Here is an 18,920-nt window from a genome sequence, read left to right as displayed (position 1 = left end):
GAGATAAGCTCATGGCTTCCGTCACCATTACCAATGTTCAGAAAAACTATGGCGCGATGAATGTGTTGTCAGCGGTGGACCTTTCCATTGCCGATGGCGAGTTCGTGGTGCTTGTCGGCCCATCCGGATGCGGCAAGTCGACCCTGCTGCGCATGATCGCCGGGCTGGAGGAAATCTCCGCCGGGGAAATCCGTATCGGCGAGCGTGTCGTCAATGATGTCGCACCGAAGGATCGCGATATCGCCATGGTGTTCCAGTCCTACGCGCTCTATCCGCATATGGATGTGGCATCCAACATGGGTTTCAGCCTGCTGTTGCGCAAAACCGCCAAGGATTTGGTTTTCGACCGTGTCGGCGCGGCTGCCAAGCGGCTCGGTCTCGACCTCTTCCTGCAGCGCCTGCCGCGCCAGCTCTCCGGCGGCCAGCGCCAGCGCGTGGCCATGGGCCGTGCGATTGTGCGCGATCCCCAGGTGTTTCTCTTCGATGAGCCATTGTCCAATCTTGACGCAAAATTGCGCGTGCACATGCGCACGGAAATCAAGGCGCTGCATCAGCAGCTGAAGACAACATCCGTCTACGTCACCCATGATCAGGTGGAAGCCATGACCATGGCCGACCGTATCGTGGTGATGCACGACGGGGTGATCCAGCAGGTCGGTACACCACTCGAACTGTACGACCATCCAGCCAACCTCTTTGTCGCAGGCTTCATCGGATCGCCCGGCATGAACTTCCTGCCGGCAGTGGTCAACCGCAGCGATGCCACGGTTGAGGCGCAGCTCGGTGACGGCCAGACAATTGCCCTCAATGCAAGACTGCCCATCGAGGACGGCGAGCGGATAACCCTCGGTATCCGCCCGGAAAACATCGAAGTCGGCAGTTCGGACGCGTTGGAAGTCAAGATCCAGGTCATTGAACCTTTGGGGCTGTCGACCCAGTTCTACACGACCCTGGCTGATGTGCAGGTCTGCATCTATGCAATGGGCCGGACGGACCGCAAGCCGGGCGACATCATGCGCATCGGAATCCGGGCCAGCGACGTGCACGTTTTCAACCCGGCAACCGGGCAAAGGATCGATCCGGCGGCCTGACGTGGAAACACGGCCCTGCCGGTCTTTCGGGCGAGGAATTATTTTTCCTTGTATTGGGCATTTGTGGTATTAAATTCACAAATTCGCGTTTGATGACAGCGAATAGTGCCTGTGCATGCTTAGGACAAAGTGACATTTTCCAATCATCCGCCGAAAGGCTTGGAAACTCAGGATGGAAACAAAAAAATGAACTGGCTCAAATCCCTACTCGTCGTTGGCGCTCTGCAGGCTCTGGCAACTGTGCCGATGCAAACCCAGGCGCAGGCGCAATCCAACCTTGAACAGATCAAGACGGCCGGCGTGCTCAAGATCGGCACGGAAGGCACCTATGCGCCGTTCACCTATCACGACACCGCGGGCAAGCTGGTTGGCTTCGATGTGGAAATCGGCGAAGCCATTGCCAAGAACCTTGGCGTGAAAGCCGAGTTTCTCGAAGGCAAGTGGGACGGCCTGATCGCCGGGCTCGATGCCAAGCGCTATGACACGGTCATCAACCAGGTTGGTATCACCGAAGCGCGCAAGGCGAAGTATGATTTTTCCGAGCCCTACATCGCCTCCAAGGCCGTGCTGATCACCAAGGGTGACAACACGGACATCAAGTCTTTCGCCGATCTGAAGGGCAAGAAGTCGGCTCAGTCGCTGTCGAGCAATTTCGGCAAGATTGCCCAGAGCAATGGCGCGGAGCTTGTCGGCACCGATGGCTTTGACCAGTCGATCCAGCTCCTGCTCAGCGGCCGTGCCGATGCGACGGTCAATGACAGCCTGTCTTTCCTCGATTTCAAGAAGCACAAGCCGGACGCCAATGTGAAGATCGCAGCAACCCAGGACAATGCCGATTTCTCCGGCATCATCATCCGCAAGGGTGAACCGGACCTGCTTGCCGCCATCAACAAGGCGCTTGCAACCATCAAGGCCGACGGGACATACAAGCAGATCGCCGACAAGTATTTCGGCCAGGACGTTTCGAAGTAAGGCTGTTTACGCCCGGAAAAAAGTACGCTCTAACAGGGCAGGGGGATCACACTCCCTGCCTTTTCTTTTGAGGGAGATGCAGCCTTGTCCCATTGGCTGACACTGATGCTTGAATCTCTCGGGCCGCTCCTGTGGGCCGGGCTGATTTTCACCATTCCGTTGACGCTCTTGTCCTTTGTGCTCGGGCTGACCGTCGGTCTGATCGCGGCACTCGTCCGGCTGTTTGCGGCCTGGCCCTTCGTGGCTATCGTCAAGTTCTATGTCTGGATCATCCGCGGCACGCCGCTGCTGGTGCAGCTGTTCCTGATTTTCTACGGGCTCCCCAGTGCCGGCATCGTGCTCGACGCTTTTACCGCGGCCCTGATCGGCTTCACCCTCAATATCGGCGCCTATACGTCGGAAATCCTGCGTGCCGTGATTTCATCCGTGCCGCGCGGGCAGTGGGAGGCAGCCTATTCCATCGGCATGACATGGTCGCAGGCCATGCGCCGCACCATCCTGCCGCAGGCGGCGCGCGTGGCAGTGCCACCGCTGTCGAACACGTTCATTTCCCTCGTCAAGGACACATCGCTGGCGGCTGCCATTACCGTGCCTGAAATGTTTCAGGCGGCGCAGCGCATCGTTGCCACCACCTATGAGCCGTTGATCCTCTATGTGGAGGCGGCGATCATCTATCTGATCTTGAGTTCTGTCCTTTCTTCCCTGCAGGCGCGGCTCGAACAGCGTCTCAATCGTTATGGCGGATTTCTGGAGGCACGGTCATGATGATTGAACTGAAGCATATCGAGAAGCGTTTCGGCGATCTGACGGTCCTGAAGAATGTGTCTCTGAGCATTGCCGAGGGCTCGGTCATGGCGCTTGTCGGTCCATCCGGCGGTGGCAAGAGCACCTTGCTGCGCTGCATGAATCTCCTGGAGATTCCCACCTCCGGTTCCGTGGAAATTGACGGTGACCGGCTGGATTTCCAGCCTGGTGTCAAGGTGACCACCAAGTCCATCCAGCTGGTGCGCCGGCATTCGGGCATGGTGTTCCAGAATTTTCAGCTGTTTCCGCATCGCACCGTGATCGAGAACGTGACGGAGGGGCTGACGACCGTTCTGAAATGGCCGAAGGAGAAGGCGCGGGAGCGGGCCATGGCGCTGCTCGACAAAGTTGGCCTTGCGCACAAGGCGGAGGTATGGCCGTCAACCCTCTCCGGCGGGCAACAGCAGCGCGTCGCGATTGCGCGCGCGCTGGCGCCATCGCCGAAAATCCTGCTCTGCGACGAGCCGACATCGGCGCTCGATCCTGAACTCTCGGGTGAAGTCGTTGACGTGCTTGCCCAGCTCGCACGGGAGGGAACGACCATGGTCATGGCAACGCATGATCTGCGCTTGGCCTCGCGCATTGCCAATCAGGCCATCGTGCTCGATGGCGGCGTGATCGTGGAGACCGGCACGTCGCATGATATCTTCACCCAGCCGAAGCAGGAACGCACCAAGCGCTTTATCGCGACGCTGACCCATGAGGGCCATATGCATGGCGAGGGTATCTGAGGGCAAAGCCGTCAGGACGTTTTAGCGTTTGTCGGGACGTTGATCATCCACTGGACGCCAAACCGGTCTGTCAGCTTGCCGAAGAAATCACCCCAGACTTGAAGTCCGAACGGCGTGGTGATGGTGCCGCTCGCCGCGAGGTGCTCGAACAGCCGTTTCGCATCATCCCGGTCTTCGATCACAAGCATATGGGCGGAACCGCGCATGGGTTCGGCATCGTCATTGTCCGAGGCATAGAAGAGGACGCCCGGACCTTCGAAGCGCGCATGCATGATCTTGCCGCGCATGGCTTCGGCCGGCACTGGCATGCCGTTTGCCCCATAGCGCAATTCTTCGGTGATGCATCCCAAACCGCACTCGGCATAAAAGGCGAGTGCCTGCTCACAGGTCGTTGTAAAGAAAAGATAATTGGACAGGATCATGATCGACGCTCCAGACGTTGAAACGATACTTCAGCCAAGAGCAAATGCCGATCACATTACCCACATATGCGGATCAGTCACGAGGAAATTGAAGACAGAAGCCCTTGGAATATTCCAACTGACAGGGACAGCGATCCGTGTCAGCTGTGCTTGAAATGAGGAGGCTCCGCATCGTCGATCATCCGACGTGGCTTACCGGCAATTCCTGGTCCAACATCACAATTGCCGGCAACCCATCGACCTATAGTCTCGCGAGGATCTTGCGAAGTCCCCGAATTGGCGCTGTCAGGCGCCAGGATATAGATTTCAGCAAAGCGGATCTGTGCGTACGCTCCGATTCAAGTTCTTTTGTCAGGGTCGCACGCGTTTGCTGTAGCTCGTTGAATATGTGTCGCGTCTGAATCTTTGCTGCTTGCACCACTCGAAAGGCGCCCTCGTCTTTCTCGCGTGCAACCCGCCGAAGTGTTGCAAGTGCGCGCGATGCCGTGCCGGTGGGATCCAGCGCGAGTATGTCCCGGACGTCGTCGATGGCTGCCTTTGTCTCTTCGAGGTAGCGCCGGCCATTCCGCCCATCTGGCTCGACATAGGTGCCTTCACACCACTCATTCCATGAATGAAGAAATACAATTCTCTCATCCGGCGTGCGGTAGCGGTAAGTATCGAGCATGGCTTGAGTCAGCCAGATGCGATATGCATCATTCTCGGTATTGACGTGGACGATGGCGCGGGATGCATATCGTGGCGTATTGTCCCATGGTAGCATTACGGTCCGGTGTCTGCGATATTCCGGTAAAGGCCGACCTGTGTGAAAGCTGGCAAATTTTCTGTAGTCAACGATGCGGCCCTCGAAATCTTTTGGCAGATCACTTGCCGCAATATGGTCGCTGAGCACGTTTTCAGGAATGGTGTTGCCGGGTATCTCATAAGCCGCATCGAAGCCGAGTGCTCGCGGATGCGTTGGCTCCTGAGACCAATCATCCACCATCACAAGATAAAGACCCGGGAATCCATGGCGTTTGGCCTCTTCACGCCAAATATCAGTGCTGGTGTTGATATCTGGAAACAGATGGGACTTGTAAACCATCAAGATCGGCTTGCCGTCGACCTTCTCGTATCGCTCGTCTTGGAACGTCGTGATGAGCTCCTGAATGAACAAAATATCGTCTTCGGGAGAGTGATTCTGCGCGATGATGACCTCTTTGTCACCGCCATCCCAGCGTTTGCTCCAGTTTTCATTCGCCCATAAAAAGAAGAAGGGAGCCTTTATATCGGATTTTATATAGTTTTCGATCGGCTTGTAGAGAAGTTTCTTGCCCTGGAAATAGTAGTAGTAAAAGCAGAATCCAGAGATGCCGTGTTTTAATGCCAAATCGATCTGCGCCTTCATCACGTCGAGCGAGCGCAGATCGTAGTAACCCAACTCCCCCGGAATTCGCGGCTGATAATGGCCGGGGAAAAGTGGTTCAGCTTTGATGACGTTGGTCCATTCGGTAAACCCGGTGCCGTGAGCCCAGTTGTTTTCCGCGATTGGATGAAATTGGGGCAGATAGAAGGCAAAGACCCGCGGTACCTCGTTTTGCGGCAGTTGACCTTCCGGCACCTGAACAGAATCCTCGGTCTCAAGTGTCGGAGAACGCCAATGGGGAGCCAGTTCCGTGCTTGAGTAAGCGGATGGCGGTTTTTGATAGAGGACGCGCATCGATCGCCCTTCCCGCCGTCCAAATTTCAAATAATGCACCAACGGATTGAGACCGGCTTTGGCAACATCCGCATTGGCGGTCAGATAGTGTTGGGAATCGAAATGCTGGCTCGGAGAAATGCCACGTGATCCGCCGATCGAGAGAAAATGATCAAGGGCTTCGCTCCCGTCTACTTCAGGGATATGGACGCTATACCAAGCGGCATCGAACATTCCAGACTGCAGGACGAGCGCACGATCTTCGGCAGTAGCGTGCGATGTTCCTCCAGCTTCGATCGGTATTGTATCCGCGTCCTCCCGAGGTTTCATCGAGATGAGAGATGAGAGATACGCGGTTGCTTCCTGAACCTCGCTGACACTGATCTCGCAAACAGGACCGGTCAGATTGCGGACGATTTTCACATGCGAGCCATTATCCGAGAAATGTCCGGAAAACGGATTGTAGTTCCTGAACACCCCAATCCGGCCAAGCAGGATAACACCAGGAACACCTACAGCATTTGCCATATGTGCGGGGCCGCTGTCGATTCCGATAAAAAACTTGGCGCGCCGGATGACTTCGGCGGTAGCAAGCAACGGAGTCTTGTTTACCAGGTCAATCGTTCCTTCGAGCGGGCTCGGCAGCGCCTGCTTCTTGAGAGAACCGACTTCAACGACGGCTATTCCCAGCTCTCGTTGGAGCCAGGAAACCAGTTCTGCCCATTTTTGCGGCTCCCAGTCCTTGATGGCATCATTGGACTCTCGATGGATCACGCAATAATTGGCAGGAAGGTCCAGCGCATCCACCAAAGTCCTTGCATTGGCATCAATGTAAATTCGAGGGCTTGCCGATAGGGGAGGCAAGCCGGCGCCAATTGAAAACGCCTGGAGGATCGAGCCAAAATCGAACCATTCATGAGCATTTACAAGTGGATTGCCATGCTTCTTGAGCAAAGGTATCCGACAACACTCGCATACCCGGAAGTTGACATGCAAATCGACCACGTGATCGAATTTTTCGTGATTGGCCTTCTTTATCCAATCCGTAAGACAGTCGATGATGACGGTTTCGTCCACATTGGGATTGGTGTCGATCAACTCGCGATAGGCTTTGCTGACCGCCCATGTAATTTTCGCATCCGGATAGGCTTTTCTGAGATAGCGACTGACAGGCTCACACGCGATGATATCACCAATGTGCTCAATTAGTCCGACTAAAATCTTCATTTCGCCTCTCAGCTATTAATATCCCAAGGAGGTAACGCCCCCCTCCGTCACCTATTTAATGAAGGCCTATCAAATTGCCGCACCAAGTCCAATGATCTTATTTAACATTGTTGTAATGGCCGCAAAAAATTCATCGTTTTGCCTGCCCGGCTGGATCTTGCGGGCCACGCACCAGCGTTTGCACGGACGGTTACCACAGGGAAGGGCGGTCAGTACGCATCAATGAAGGATCCAATAAGCTCCAGGGAATGATCCATCTGGGCTGTTTGAAAGGCGCAGTCCGAGACTGCTCATAACACCTGCGGCCAAACTTCAACTCATTCCTTGTGTGGCGGTCTGCACTGGTCGACAGGCACACGAACAGCAATTGCCGACCACTCCCCCCAACCACTTCCTTCATCCAATACGGATACATCAATGGAATCCTTATTCCCGTAAAGCGAGGGATCCAGAGTAACTTCTAACCAATCCAGCGCCTGCGGCATGAGGAACTGCGAACCATCAACAATCGACAAACGTTGATTCCCTGCTGTTGGTCCTGAACGATATAGGAAGCTTTGGCCGCTTCTCAGTTGAAACCGTAGCGCAGCCTTAGTTGCATCCCCGTCTGGACCAAATGTGCCGAGGACCTGAAGTCCATAGCTGCACAAATTGGTCTGAAGTCCATCTCCACCTGTAATATCTTTGACATTCGATACCTGCGCGATCGGCAGATCACCGCTTGATCCATAGGCGAATGGGATTTTGAGTTGCATTGGCTGAGAAGGTATTTCGGTGCTCACATTGCAGACTTGCTTCCCACCAGCTTCCGCTACGATATCAATATGTCGTCCAATTGAGCTCGCGACATAGCCTTCGACCTTAAAACGATATTTACCATTAACTGGAGTGATCTCGCGCCTGTCCCTCCATCCACTTTGCACCAGTGCGAAACCGAGTTGACGGTTCTTTTCGTCGAGAATGCGTACAAAATCCGGATACGTGTTACTACGCGCTGCATCTAATTCAATAAATGAAGAGAATCGAAAGAATTTGGGGTCTGTGGTTGTCATCATCTGAAATGGCGCTATCGAGCAGCCCTGCAGGTTTGGCTGCTTGTTTTCAGCGGATATCTGTCCAAGCTGTTCTCTGATGCCAGAAAAGGGAATTGATTGAAAATAGCTAAAGTTCGATTGATACGCTGGTTCCGAATATCGTTTTATCTCTCTGTAGGACTCAGGCGCTGCAAGTCTTCTTTGTGCAATCTGATCATCAGCACCCAATGCCAAGCCCAGCGTGGCGACCTTCCAGTCGAATAGAGGGCCGGAAAAATAACCCAACGCGGAATATTGATAGGTGACAATAACAAGCGAAAAAACAAAAAATGCTATGAACCGCCAAGCTGCGCTCAATTGTTGCTGGAAACAGTCGAAATGAAGGATCGCAAGAGCCATCCAGCCCAACAGGGAAGGGGTAGTATAATGGGTCGTGACAGCGAGTGCCATGCCGACGTTGGAGCGGGAAACAGACGCACCCGCATAACTCAAGACGACGTAGAGGGCGAAGGTCGCCAGCGCCCAATCCACTGGGGCCGAAGATTTTTGACGAAGCAATTGGATAGTTTTCGTCGAGAGAAGCAGTAGATAAACGAGTCCAATTATCTCGACTTGGTGGAACCGATCAGACGATCCTAGCAGGTGATAGAAAGGCGATCCCAACAATCTGAGCAAGAACAGCAGTATCGTATCTAGGTTGGTCAATAAATCTAGATTTAGTTGAGCAGTACCAGGGCTATGGTTCGATAGTAAAAATAAAACCTCCAAGGTCAGTCCACCGAGAAAGATGCTGGTGAGACGTGCCGGGAAGCGCATGACAATCGCATAAGCGACATAGAGCGGTAGGGCAAGAATTCCGTTGCCCATGGTGCCGATTGAAAGGAGACCTGCCCCGACTGCCCCAAGACATCGCAGCCAATTTAGGTCTTTTCGCTCGACGGCAATTAAATACAGCCCTGCCAAAGGCACAAGATAAGCCAAGTGGAACTGAGCCTGGAATGCCCACGTGATATTTTCACCCTGCACAAGCAAAAAACACCAGCAAATGATAAGAGCAAGTGGAAGGGATGAGGCATTCCGCCGCTTCGCCAGCAGATAAAGCAGGGCTACATTGCAGGAAATGCAAATGAAGTTCGCTACGATAGCGAAGATGCTGACGCCACCGAATATATAGTTATCAAACCAGAATATGATCCTTTGCAGGAGAATTCGATGCTCATAGTGCGGGGCGATCCAAGCTCCCCAATCGCCGTTTTGCAATTTTTCAAGAAACCCAAGATACCCTTCCTGCATGTCCCATACCGGAACAGGATTGTAAGCGACCATGGCTTGGAACACGGCAAGTACTACGATGACAAGGGCACATAGCCAAGAGCAGATTCGAAATGGAGTGTCTAAAGAGGATGTTTTGATTGTCACGTGCTTTGGAGCCATTTCAATTGCTGATGCTTGTCACTGTCATGCGGTTGTCAAACGCACAATGATGTTGTTAATTTAGTCCGACCCAATTCACAGTATAATTTGTATTTATCATCTAGTGTAAAAGCCCGGTGATCGTCAGTTCTTCAGGGTGGACAAGCCATGCCATTTCACATGGTTATAATTTTTTGTTCCGACCGGTCCTCGAAGACTTTTCTCCCAAAGATAACCGGTGGCGCCGAATCTATAGCAGCCGACGAGCTGCATTTAATTAATACACGAACGCCGCTGTTGAACCCAGGCGGCTCAAGATCTCGGCTCCTTATGGGTCAATAACCACACAATCTGTTCCGTTCGGAGAGTGTCTTCGTCATAAATTTCAGCAATATCCAAGGGAATCGCATCATCATTCTTAGTTCGATAATCCCTTATTATCTGCAAGCCTGCATCCGTGGCAGCTCTTTCCAGTTGTGGCGCTGTAATCTTATTGAGTGTGACGTAGGTCTCCCACAATTTTTGCCGCTCAATCTCCTGGTCGGCATCTAACGGTATATAGACTGACCAAGCCTTTCTGAGTGCCTCGGGGGTTGCAGGCGCATCCCATAAAGTTTCTTTAAATACATCGTGCTCCGTGGAGAGATGTCCCCATGGCTGATTGATCCACGGTGCCAAGTGGGATCCGTCGCGCGAATAAAACAATGGAGATATCTGCAGGAACACGACGCCACCCGGCCTTAGAATCTGCGCAATACTGCGGAATGCATCTTGTAGGGTGTCCCTTCGGACATGCTCAAAAACCGACCATGTGTAGATGAAGTCAAAGGTACCCAGGTCGGTAAGCCGCTGCCCTGGCTCAATTTTGTACAACTCCAGATTATTCGGCAGTGTCTCAAGGCCCAGGTTTTTTCGCGCATAATCCGCGCATTTGAAAACCACATCCAAAATCTCGACCCCAACGAGCCTTTGAGGTTTCTTTTGGAGAGCCAACCCGAGTGCAACTGTCGCTTCGCCACATCCAAACTCGAGCACATCTTTGTCAGCTACGCCGCCATGCGCTTCAAACCATTCACTGATAATCCTAACCACATCATTGAATTTGTGAGAGTAAATCTTGTCTTCACAGTTCTGGGTTGTCCAATTCATATCTGCTTTGATCTTCCGGATTCTAAACAATCATCAAGTTGCGTAAACGGGAGCCGAACACAGGATGATTGGTTCTGTGCCGGCACGATATTTTCCCGTTTTGGAAAATGGAACTACCAAACAGGACACTGCAATTGTATTGCGCAAACATGACAATCTGACTTGGCGGGTTCATCTGCCGATCTTACGGATCATCACTGTTCCGGCAAGGTCCGGAATCGGGATGATGTGTTCCGGTTTGTCCGCAAAGAATTCGTCAATAGCTCGAATGGCGCCTTCCCAGCACAAACTCATGTAGTCGTGCATGATAAGAAAGCCACCGTCGTTAAGCCGGGGATAAAAATATTCCAATCCCGCTTTGATCGGCGCGTAAAGATCGGTATCGATGTGGACGAGGGAATATCGGCCTGATGCCGGAAGATGCGCGGCGGTATCGGGAAAGAAACCTTGAACGAAACTGGTGTTCTCTTCACCAACACGTTTCTTCACGAACTCCAGACTTGTCTCGCTGAAGGCACCGCTCAGGTGCTGTTCGTTTAGCTCCAGATCGCGATCGTCAAAACCGTTGAACGTGTCAAGGAGGTACAATTGACGCGCCGATTTTCTCGCGAAATTGGCAAGCAGTACAGCGGTATCGCCCTTATAAACACCAAGCTCGACCACTTCACCTTTGATTTTGTCCTTCTCGATGAGATCAAACGCCATGCACAGCCCGTAGAACCGCACCATATCGCCGTAGCCGTAGCTGATGGTATTGATTTCGTTGCCGAATATGCCTCCTAAGGCTTCGTACCGCTTCAATTGGCTGCTGTAGCGTTCCGGGATATGACCGAGAAATGTTCCTGGCGGCAGGGTAAAATCATGTGTTTTGGCTGCAGGCTGCGGCTGGGCGGGTGCATCTACTTGCCCCGTCCTTGACTCAAGATGCGCCAGCCTGGAACCGAGCGCAACCAGTGCATCACCATGTTTTTCTTCGATTGCTGCCAACCGCTGGCCGAAGTCGGTCAGCGCGTCGCCATGATGCTGTTCGAGATATTCCAGCCGATCTGTAAGCTGTTTCAGACGTTCCAGAAGGCTCTGCAAATCTGTCGACTTAATGTCTGTTCCGCGATCCACGTGCAACTCCATTATGTAAGACGAAATTTTGAAAAAATTCAGATACTGTAGGTCAGTTCGTTCGTTGTCGGCCCCGCAACATAGATGTAAAAGCGCGCAACGGGGCGGTGATTTTCCAGGACATCGACCCATAGACAGCAGTCAGTCGATGATGCAATTCGGTCTTTTCCTTTGTTATTTGATCGAAACGAAAACGCAGGTCATTGGAATGACTTTCCGATATGGCAATTGTCTCCCGCAAAATGCGGTCGTCGCGCTGCAGCTCGTCGATGACACGTGAGGAGGTAGCTGCCAGTGCCTTCAGTTCGTCTTTTTCCGCTGCTTCTGCGGCAAGCTTATCCCGCAGGAAGGCGACGTCGCCGTGAGATCGCTCGATCTCCAGTTTTTGATTGTCATGCGTGTCTAGAATCAGTGCCCCGCCAGTCCGGGCGGCGGCACAGGTGCGCAGGATTTCCGGAACATATTGCGGTTTGTTGAAAAGGGCCAGTGCCAGATCATCCGCCGTCTCTAACTCAAGGACCATCTCGCATTTCCGAGAAACATAGGCCCTGCATATTTCAAGGTTCTTGCCCTGCACGCCGACGAGCGCGACCTCTCGTGCGCCTGAGAATATGTCGAGCGGATTTGCCATGAAATTTTGCTCATTGTAGGCATCAACCACATGAGCAAAGACTTGGTAGCCATCATTTTTCAAAATCTCCCAGGTTTTCAGTCCGCCATCGAGCGAGTTGCATTCGGCATAGATCACTGGGGACAAGCGCTGCAGCGTGCTGGATGCACCTTGGAGCACGAAATGCTCCATGCCTTCTGCGTCGATCTTGATCAGCTGGCATTGTTGAAGATCCAGTGAGTCGAGAGTGATCTGGCGAACGGACAGGTGTGAACCATCGGTGACAACCCTTGTTACATCCGGAACAGCAGCGAGCACCGACGCGCTGCCGAAGGAGTCCGAACTATCCGGATTGATCGCCAATAAATCGCGATCCCCAACTTGCGCTCCGGCGATTGCGTTTTCGATACGCACATTGGCAAGCGCGTTGGCTTCGACATTCTGGATCAGAAGTTGATGCGTCGTTCTTTGCGCTTCTATAGCAATGACGGACCCCCGCAGCCCCACATGACGGGCGAAAGCGAGTGTATGCGTTCCTATATAAGCTCCTACATCGATGACGGTGTCACCGTCCTGTAGGAATTTCTTGATAAAGCTGATTTCATTCTCGGCCCATTCGCCATATGTCTCGAGGGAGAGCCTTATGGCGCCAGAATCTTTGGCAAAGTATGTCATATCGCCATATCGCGTTGAAATTGACTTCACCGCCGGCGTTTCGGGTATCGTGTTCATCCGTTCTGCTATTAATCCTGCGTTAAAGTATCTAATATGCGCTTGGTTAGCCTACACGCCCATGGTATGCGCGTCGAGTGGAGATGCAACCTCCGATAGTCAGAGAGTAGAAACCTTGCTTTTGAAACGTCATATTTTATTCGGCAGGTGTTGATGGTGATCGCCAATGCGACGCGTGACACGCGCCCGATGGCCTTCCTCGACAGGGATGGTGTCTTGAACGTGGATACCGGATATCCCATCCATCCGCATGAAATTGTATGGATGAAGGGCTGTTTTGAGGCGTTGAAACGCTTAAAGGACGCTGGATATCGCGTTGTGATCGTTACAAATCAATCCGGTGTGGCGCGTGGTTTTTTCTCGGAGGGTGACGTGCAAGCGCTCCACAATTGGATGAACGGCGAATTTACCCGAAGCGGCGGAGATATTTCGGCGTTCTATTATTGTCCCTATCTTCCAGACGCACCGCTGGAGGCATACAGACAGGATCATCCTGACCGGAAGCCCAATCCTGGCATGATATTCCGTGGGCTTCGGGATTATCCGACTGATTTTGCGCAGTCGTTTCTTATCGGGGACAAGGATAGCGATCTGGAAGCCGCTGCCGCTGCTGGAATACGGGGTTTCAAATTTGCAGGTGGGGATCTGGATCAGTTCGTTCTTCAATGCCTTTCATCGACACACGTTTCCTCTTAGGTTAAATCAAGAACCCATGACTGTTGGTTATTCCGAATCGATTGAAAGCTATTGCGCGCATATAAAGAACGTCGTTCTGCCGTTTTGGCACGACAACACGTTCTCTAAAGAGACGTCACTCTTTGCAGAGCGACTGGATCTCACTGGCAATGTTCTGCTCAACATTCCGCATCGCGCTATGGTTCAGGCGCGTCAGATTTTTGTCTACAGCCATGCTGCATCGACCGGCGTGTTCCCGCAAGGAGCGGACTATGCCATGCGGGCTGTTGAGAATCTTCTGGAATGCTTTTGCGATGCTGGTGGTGTAGAGAACGGCCTGCACTTTTCTATTACGAAGAATGGCGATGTTGTTTCCAGTGTCAGGGATAGCTACACACATGCGTTCGTACTTTTTTCCTTTGCCGCTGCCTATCGATTGTCGGGTGACAGGAACCTTCGGCTGGCTATCGACCACGTCGTGAGCTTTGTTGATCAACGGTTAAGTGATCCCCGTTCCTTTGGCCTCTTTGATCAGTTTCCGCCTTCCACCTCTCTGAAAGAGCAGAACCCTCTTATGCATTTGCTTGAGGCCTATCTTGCTCTTCACGAAGCCATTCCCGACGGGGATTTTCTCGTTCGAGCTGCGGCTATAGTGGAGCACTTCAAAAGCAGGATGTTCATGCACAAGCATGGCGTGCTCGTCGAAAAATATGGTAATGACTGGTCAGTATTGGATGAGCAATCGCCCGACCTTTTTTACGAGCCAGGTCACCAGTTTGAATGGGCTTGGCTCTTGCGTAGATTCGGTTCACTCGCCAAGACAGATGAGAGTTCGATTTCCGATCGCCTGTGGCAGACGGCTCGTCGGCATGGCCTCAACGCCAAGCTTCTATGTTATGATGAAGTATCGCTGACAATGGAGGCGAGGCGGCGGTCTCACCGGCTTTGGCCGCACGCGGAAGGCGCGAAAATTGCCGCAGTCAGGACTGTGGCAGGTGATGGCGATGCCAGACCCGTGGCGGAGGCGATGGCATATGCCCTGAACAATACTTTTCTTCACCAACCCTTCGAAGGTGGCTGGATTGATCGGGTCGATGAAGCGCATCGTGCGCTTATTGACTTCGTACCAGCCAGCAGCCTCTATCACCTCTACACGGCTTTTGTGGAGTTGGCGCCCTTAACAAAAGCAGGGTATTCGGCCGAGACGCAGATGTCAGGAGCGACTTGAAATGTGGGATATAGTGCAGCGGTTTGCGTCTGCGAAGGTGGCGATCATCGGTGATCTGATGCTCGACATTTATATACAAGGTGATGTGAATCGTGTTTCACCCGAAGCGCCGGTGCCGATTGTGCGCCGGGTTTCCGAACGTGTAGTCCCCGGCGGGGCTGCCAATGTTGCCGCGAATGTGGCAGCGCTTGGGGGGCGGGCCAATCTGGTCGGTATTGCTAATCGTGATGTGAGTTACGACAGGCTGGTAGCAAGCTTGACCCCGTTTTCCAACGTTGATTTCGATCGCGTCGTTTTTGACGACAGCCGCTGCACCATCACCAAAACCCGCATAATGGGGCATCATCAACAAATTGTTCGTGTCGATAGCGAAGACACCTCTGCGATATCACCAGCTATAGAAGAAGCGATCATAGAAGCGGCCAAGGATGCGATTGAAAGCTCGGATTTAATAATCTTATCGGACTATGGAAAGGGTGTGCTCAGCGATCGCGTACTGTCACAGACCATTTCGCATGCAAGAGCCATGGGTAAGATTGTTCTGGTCGATCCAAAGCGCCGTAATCTCTCTGCCTATCGCGGTGCATCAATCATAACCCCTAACAGGGCAGAATTGGCACAGGCGACTGGCCAAGCCTGCGAAACCGATGAAGAGGCTGCCGTAGCCGCTGAGATTGCAAGGCAAAATTGCGGGGCTGACATTCTGCTGACGCGTTCAGACAAGGGCATGTCTTATTTTGGGGCGGATCTCCAACCGATCCATCTTGCTACCGTTGCGCGTGAGGTTTTTGATGTCTCTGGTGCCGGTGATACGGTTGTCGGAGCTTTGGGTGTAGCAATTGCAGCTGGGGTGCCGCTCATCGAGGCTATGCGTGTGGCCAATCATGCTGCCGGTCTTGTTGTCGCAAAAGTTGGGACTGCGACGGTCTCGCCTGCAGAACTGGTAGCGTCGATCCAGGACTCCGAGGGGCATCTTGACATTCAAGATGGGCGCTTGCTCGATATTCAAGGTTTATTGGCGGCCAGATCCTTTTGGCGCGACAGCGGCTTGACGGTTGGCCTGGCCAATGGGTGTTTTGACATCATCCACCCTGGGCATGTATCGCTGATCAGACAGGCAGCGGCAAGCTGCGATCGGCTTGTCATTGCGTTGAATACCGATGCATCGGTTCGCCGTCTGAAGGGCGCTACAAGGCCTGTGCAGACGGAAGAAGCGCGGGCGGAAGCCATCGGCGCGATGAAAGGTGTGGCAACGGTGGTATTGTTCGGAGAGGATACACCCTACGAACTCATCGCCGCGATCAAACCCGATGTCCTCATCAAAGGAGCGGATTATACTGAAGATCAGGTGGTCGGCGCCGATATCGTTCGCGCTTCGGGCGGTTCGGTAATGTTGGCGCATCTGACGCTTGGCCATTCTACGACTGGTTTGATTCAACGGCTAAAGACTTGAAAGCAAAGTAGATCCAATGATAATTTTGACTGGCGGGGCTGGCTTCATCGGCTCGAACGTTGCTGCTGACCTCAACGAAACGGGACGAAGCGATATCGTCATTGTCGATTCACTGGGCACTGACAGCAAATGGCGCAATATTGCCAAGCGTCGCTTTGACGACATCGTGTTTCCCGATGAGGTCGATGTTTATCTGCAAGGGTTGGCCGGTGCAGATGCCGTTATTCATATGGGGGCGAACTCATCGACCACGGCGACTGACGCAGATGAAATTGTCAGATCCAATTTCCGGCTGTCGGTCCGGCTTTGGAATTGGTGCATTAGTACAAGAACGCCATTCATTTATGCTTCCTCTGCTGCAACCTACGGTGATGGCAGTGCTGGCTTTGTTGACGACGACAGCGACGCGGGCATGGATATGCTTAAACCGCTTAATCTCTACGGCTGGTCGAAACATGCATTTGATCGCTGGGCACTCGAGCGGGCGCGCCGCCATCAGGCTCCGCCGCAATGGGCAGGTTTGAAGTTCTTCAATGTCTATGGCCCGAATGAAGGTCACAAAGGAGATATGAAGAGTCTCGTGGCAAAGAACACGCCGCTCATCTTGGCCGACAAGAAAATCAGCATGTTCAAATCGCATAAGGAAGGCTATGCGGACGGGGAGCAGCTGCGCGACTTTATCTATGTTAAGGATTGTACCTCTGTCATAGGTTGGTTGCTTGGCAACCGTAGTGTCAGTGGCCTGTTTAACCTGGGGACGGGGAAAGCCCGGTCGTTCCGGGAATTGATGCTGGCTATCGGAATTGCCAATGGCAAATCTGTCGATATGGAATTTATTGATATGCCTGCATCCATCCGCAACCAGTATCAGTACTTTACTGAAGCCAAGATGGAAAAACTGAGAAGTGCGGGGTATAGCAAACCCTTCTACAGTCTCGAGGAGGGCGTGCGCGAATACGTACAGAGCTATCTGATGAAAACGGACCAATACCGGTGAAGGCGTAGTTTTATCGGCGAGTTTGCAAAGTTATCATCGGCCGTACGACGCTCCTCAGGGGGAGTTGAGCATAAACATGCCCAACCAATCCGTTCATAGGCAAAGGCCTTTTCGGTGATAGGCCGTTTGTAGGTTCTACTTCAAATGCAACGGCGGGTTAGGTCAGGCTATCGTTGTGGCGCGATGATATCAAGCAACTGGTCTCTGAACACTTCGGTGGGCGTTCTGTAATCCAGACACTTTCGCGGGGTTGCGTTGAGACGTTCGCAGATTGACCGGACGGATTGATGCGGAAGCGACAAGAGGTCTGTGTCGCGCGGCAGGTAGCGTCGTACGCGTTTGTTCATGTTCTCAACGGAGCCTTTTTGCCAGGGCCTGCGGGTCGCAGAACCATGCCTTCGTCCCCATCCCAGCCTCCAGATCCCGCCACGACACGAACTCAAAGCCCCGGTCGAATGTGATACTTTGTCTTGCCGAATGCGGGAGCGGTGACAGTTCATTGATCAGACGGCCCATGATCGGCTTCGATTGCCGGTCATTGTTGCGAAACAGCACGGTGTAACGGCTTTTGCGCTCCACCAGCGTGGCAATGTTTGCATTGCCGTGCTCCCGGCGGAAGATCATCAGATCGCCTTCCCAATGACCAAACTCGCCACGGTCATTGATCTGGTCGGGGCGGTGGCGAATAGCCATACAGTCAGGAAACGCCAGACCTCTCGGCTTTCTCGCATAGCGAGGTTTGCGCTTGCGGCGGCGCTCGGGCAGGTGGCGCGCAAGGGCCTGCGATTGACCGTCTTCGGAATAGACATACCGGTAGATCGTTTCGTGGCACAGACGGTGCTGACCATTCGGCTCGATCTTCAACCGGCCGGCAATCTGCTCCCGAGACCAGCCAGCCTTCAAGCGATCAATAATGTCATGACGCAGCTGTGGATGCTGATGCAGTTTGCGATACGACCGTCGCCGGCGTTCACACAGACTTTGTGCCGTTACATGCCAATAGCCATCGGCTTGCGGCACGTCCTTGTCATGCCACCAGTTGCGTTTGATCTCACGGTGGATCGTCGAACGGTTTCGACCCAGAACCATCGCAATTTGAGCCAATCCTGATTTGGCTTGCAGCATCTGCGCTATGATACGGCGTTCATTCATGCTCAACTGACGGAAACTGCTGCGCATTGCATCCTCCTGAAAACAAAGAGGGTTTAGTATCTGTTGCAGTTGAAAATAGAATGTACCCGGCTACACACTATGTGGCAGCAAGGTTGAAATGTCGCTTGTTGTGCAAAGTTAGAATGTCATCCTGACAGATGCCGAGGTGTGTCGCCGGGCAGGGCGGAGACCTCAATATCGCAGCTCTGCCCGGCGACAGTGAATAGATCTGTGGCAGCCTGCTCCCGTAGTCTGCGTTCCCTTCGTTCCTCGACCCAGCTGTTGCGCCGCGACGGTTTGCGTGCGCGCTTTTGATAGGCGATGACCTCGCTGTTGGTCTTCACCTTCGGTGCAGGGAGCGGGTCCTGATGGGCCTTGATCAACGACAATACCTCGCCAAGCCGCTTGTTCTCGGTCACCGCCGCATGGGTGACAC

The 18,920-nt window shown here is 53.1% G+C and carries 14 protein-coding genes and 2 pseudogenes; 8 read left to right on the top strand and 8 right to left on the bottom strand.

Going from position 1 to position 18,920, the window contains the following annotated elements; all coding sequences use genetic code 11:
- The first annotated feature begins 11 nt into the window (after positions 1-11).
- The 4 genes from RDL77_RS13245 (at position 12) to RDL77_RS13230 (ending at position 3,598) form a co-directional block, all read left to right on the top strand.
- Positions 12-1,091 carry an ABC transporter ATP-binding protein gene (locus tag RDL77_RS13245; protein ID WP_288193241.1) on the top strand — a complete coding sequence of 360 codons (1,080 nt, stop codon included), beginning with the start codon at positions 12-14 and terminating at the stop codon, positions 1,089-1,091.
- Between the two features lie 186 nt (positions 1,092-1,277).
- Entirely contained in the window at positions 1,278-2,063 is a 786-nt protein-coding gene (locus RDL77_RS13240; protein WP_288193240.1) for an amino acid ABC transporter substrate-binding protein, read from the top strand.
- Between the two features lie 84 nt (positions 2,064-2,147).
- Positions 2,148-2,828 (top strand): amino acid ABC transporter permease, encoded by a 681-nt coding sequence (locus RDL77_RS13235; protein ID WP_288193239.1) that lies wholly within the window; start codon positions 2,148-2,150, stop codon positions 2,826-2,828.
- Positions 2,828-3,598 (top strand): amino acid ABC transporter ATP-binding protein, encoded by a 771-nt coding sequence (locus RDL77_RS13230; protein ID WP_223616076.1) that lies wholly within the window; start codon positions 2,828-2,830, stop codon positions 3,596-3,598. Before RDL77_RS13235 ends, RDL77_RS13230 begins: the two co-directional genes overlap by 1 nt.
- A gap of 11 nt (positions 3,599-3,609) precedes the next feature.
- On the opposite strand, the gene RDL77_RS13225 is transcribed toward RDL77_RS13230, so the two are convergent.
- The 6 genes from RDL77_RS13225 to RDL77_RS13200 all read right to left on the bottom strand — a co-directional run bounded on the left by RDL77_RS13225 (position 3,610) and on the right by RDL77_RS13200 (position 12,979).
- The gene (locus RDL77_RS13225) at positions 3,610-4,020 is read right to left on the bottom strand and encodes a VOC family protein (RefSeq protein ID WP_288193238.1); all 411 of its coding nucleotides are present in this window, start codon (positions 4,018-4,020) and stop codon (positions 3,610-3,612) included.
- A gap of 241 nt (positions 4,021-4,261) precedes the next feature.
- Positions 4,262-6,925: a glycoside hydrolase family 99-like domain-containing protein gene (locus tag RDL77_RS13220; protein WP_288193236.1), complete on the bottom strand. Its 2,664-nt coding sequence runs from the start codon at positions 6,923-6,925 to the stop codon at positions 4,262-4,264.
- A gap of 317 nt (positions 6,926-7,242) precedes the next feature.
- A complete protein-coding gene (locus RDL77_RS13215) occupies positions 7,243-9,378 on the bottom strand; it encodes a hypothetical protein (RefSeq protein ID WP_288193235.1) in 2,136 nt (711 codons plus the stop codon).
- A 306-nt stretch (positions 9,379-9,684) separates the two neighbouring features.
- Positions 9,685-10,521, bottom strand: coding sequence for a class I SAM-dependent methyltransferase (locus RDL77_RS13210; protein ID WP_288193234.1), 837 nt, complete (start codon positions 10,519-10,521; stop codon positions 9,685-9,687).
- A gap of 171 nt (positions 10,522-10,692) precedes the next feature.
- A complete protein-coding gene (locus tag RDL77_RS13205) occupies positions 10,693-11,637 on the bottom strand; it encodes a TylF/MycF/NovP-related O-methyltransferase (protein WP_288193233.1) in 945 nt (314 codons plus the stop codon).
- A 52-nt stretch (positions 11,638-11,689) separates the two neighbouring features.
- On the bottom strand, positions 11,690-12,979 hold the full coding sequence (locus RDL77_RS13200) for an FkbM family methyltransferase (protein ID WP_288193232.1): 1,290 nt from the start codon (positions 12,977-12,979) through the stop codon (positions 11,690-11,692).
- A gap of 153 nt (positions 12,980-13,132) precedes the next feature.
- Between RDL77_RS13200 and RDL77_RS13195 the strand changes: the two genes are divergently transcribed.
- The 4 genes from RDL77_RS13195 to rfaD are packed head-to-tail and all read left to right on the top strand — an operon-like array spanning position 13,133 to position 17,332.
- Positions 13,133-13,675 carry an HAD family hydrolase gene (locus RDL77_RS13195; protein ID WP_288193231.1) on the top strand — a complete coding sequence of 181 codons (543 nt, stop codon included), beginning with the start codon at positions 13,133-13,135 and terminating at the stop codon, positions 13,673-13,675.
- Between the two features lie 16 nt (positions 13,676-13,691).
- On the top strand, positions 13,692-14,882 hold the full coding sequence (locus RDL77_RS13190; RefSeq protein ID WP_288193229.1) for an AGE family epimerase/isomerase: 1,191 nt from the start codon (positions 13,692-13,694) through the stop codon (positions 14,880-14,882).
- A 1-nt stretch (position 14,883) separates the two neighbouring features.
- On the top strand, positions 14,884-16,335 hold the full coding sequence (gene rfaE1, locus RDL77_RS13185) for a D-glycero-beta-D-manno-heptose-7-phosphate kinase (RefSeq protein WP_288193228.1): 1,452 nt from the start codon (positions 14,884-14,886) through the stop codon (positions 16,333-16,335).
- Between the two features lie 16 nt (positions 16,336-16,351).
- The gene (gene rfaD, locus RDL77_RS13180) at positions 16,352-17,332 is read left to right on the top strand and encodes an ADP-glyceromanno-heptose 6-epimerase (RefSeq protein ID WP_288193227.1); all 981 of its coding nucleotides are present in this window, start codon (positions 16,352-16,354) and stop codon (positions 17,330-17,332) included.
- 167 nt (positions 17,333-17,499) lie between these two features.
- Here rfaD and RDL77_RS13175 read toward each other — a convergent pair.
- Positions 17,500-18,511, bottom strand: a pseudogene (locus RDL77_RS13175) (IS30 family transposase).
- Between the two features lie 119 nt (positions 18,512-18,630).
- Positions 18,631-18,920, bottom strand: a pseudogene (locus RDL77_RS13170) (hypothetical protein); the annotation flags it as partial.

Source organism: uncultured Phyllobacterium sp. (assembly GCF_902479695.1).
Classification (GTDB): Bacteria; Pseudomonadota; Alphaproteobacteria; order Rhizobiales; family Rhizobiaceae; genus Phyllobacterium; species Phyllobacterium calauticae.
Note: the sequence above shows the minus strand (reverse complement) of the source record. Positions and strands in the feature narration are given on the sequence as shown.

What these genes read in the sequence shown, in the direction of transcription:
- RDL77_RS13200 (WP_288193232.1), bottom strand. Translation starts at nt 12,979, where the DNA reads ATGAACACGATACCCGAAACGCCGGCGGTGAAGTCAATTTCAACGCGA.
- RDL77_RS13210 (WP_288193234.1), bottom strand. Translation starts at nt 10,521, where the DNA reads ATGAATTGGACAACCCAGAACTGTGAAGACAAGATTTACTCTCACAAA.
- RDL77_RS13225 (WP_288193238.1), bottom strand. Translation starts at nt 4,020, where the DNA reads ATGATCCTGTCCAATTATCTTTTCTTTACAACGACCTGTGAGCAGGCA.
- RDL77_RS13245 (WP_288193241.1), top strand. Translation starts at nt 12, where the DNA reads ATGGCTTCCGTCACCATTACCAATGTTCAGAAAAACTATGGCGCGATG.
- rfaD (WP_288193227.1), top strand. Translation starts at nt 16,352, where the DNA reads ATGATAATTTTGACTGGCGGGGCTGGCTTCATCGGCTCGAACGTTGCT.
- rfaE1 (WP_288193228.1), top strand. Translation starts at nt 14,884, where the DNA reads ATGTGGGATATAGTGCAGCGGTTTGCGTCTGCGAAGGTGGCGATCATC.
- RDL77_RS13190 (WP_288193229.1), top strand. Translation starts at nt 13,692, where the DNA reads ATGACTGTTGGTTATTCCGAATCGATTGAAAGCTATTGCGCGCATATA.
- RDL77_RS13220 (WP_288193236.1), bottom strand. Translation starts at nt 6,925, where the DNA reads ATGAAGATTTTAGTCGGACTAATTGAGCACATTGGTGATATCATCGCG.
- RDL77_RS13195 (WP_288193231.1), top strand. Translation starts at nt 13,133, where the DNA reads ATGGTGATCGCCAATGCGACGCGTGACACGCGCCCGATGGCCTTCCTC.
- RDL77_RS13240 (WP_288193240.1), top strand. Translation starts at nt 1,278, where the DNA reads ATGAACTGGCTCAAATCCCTACTCGTCGTTGGCGCTCTGCAGGCTCTG.
- RDL77_RS13230 (WP_223616076.1), top strand. Translation starts at nt 2,828, where the DNA reads ATGATTGAACTGAAGCATATCGAGAAGCGTTTCGGCGATCTGACGGTC.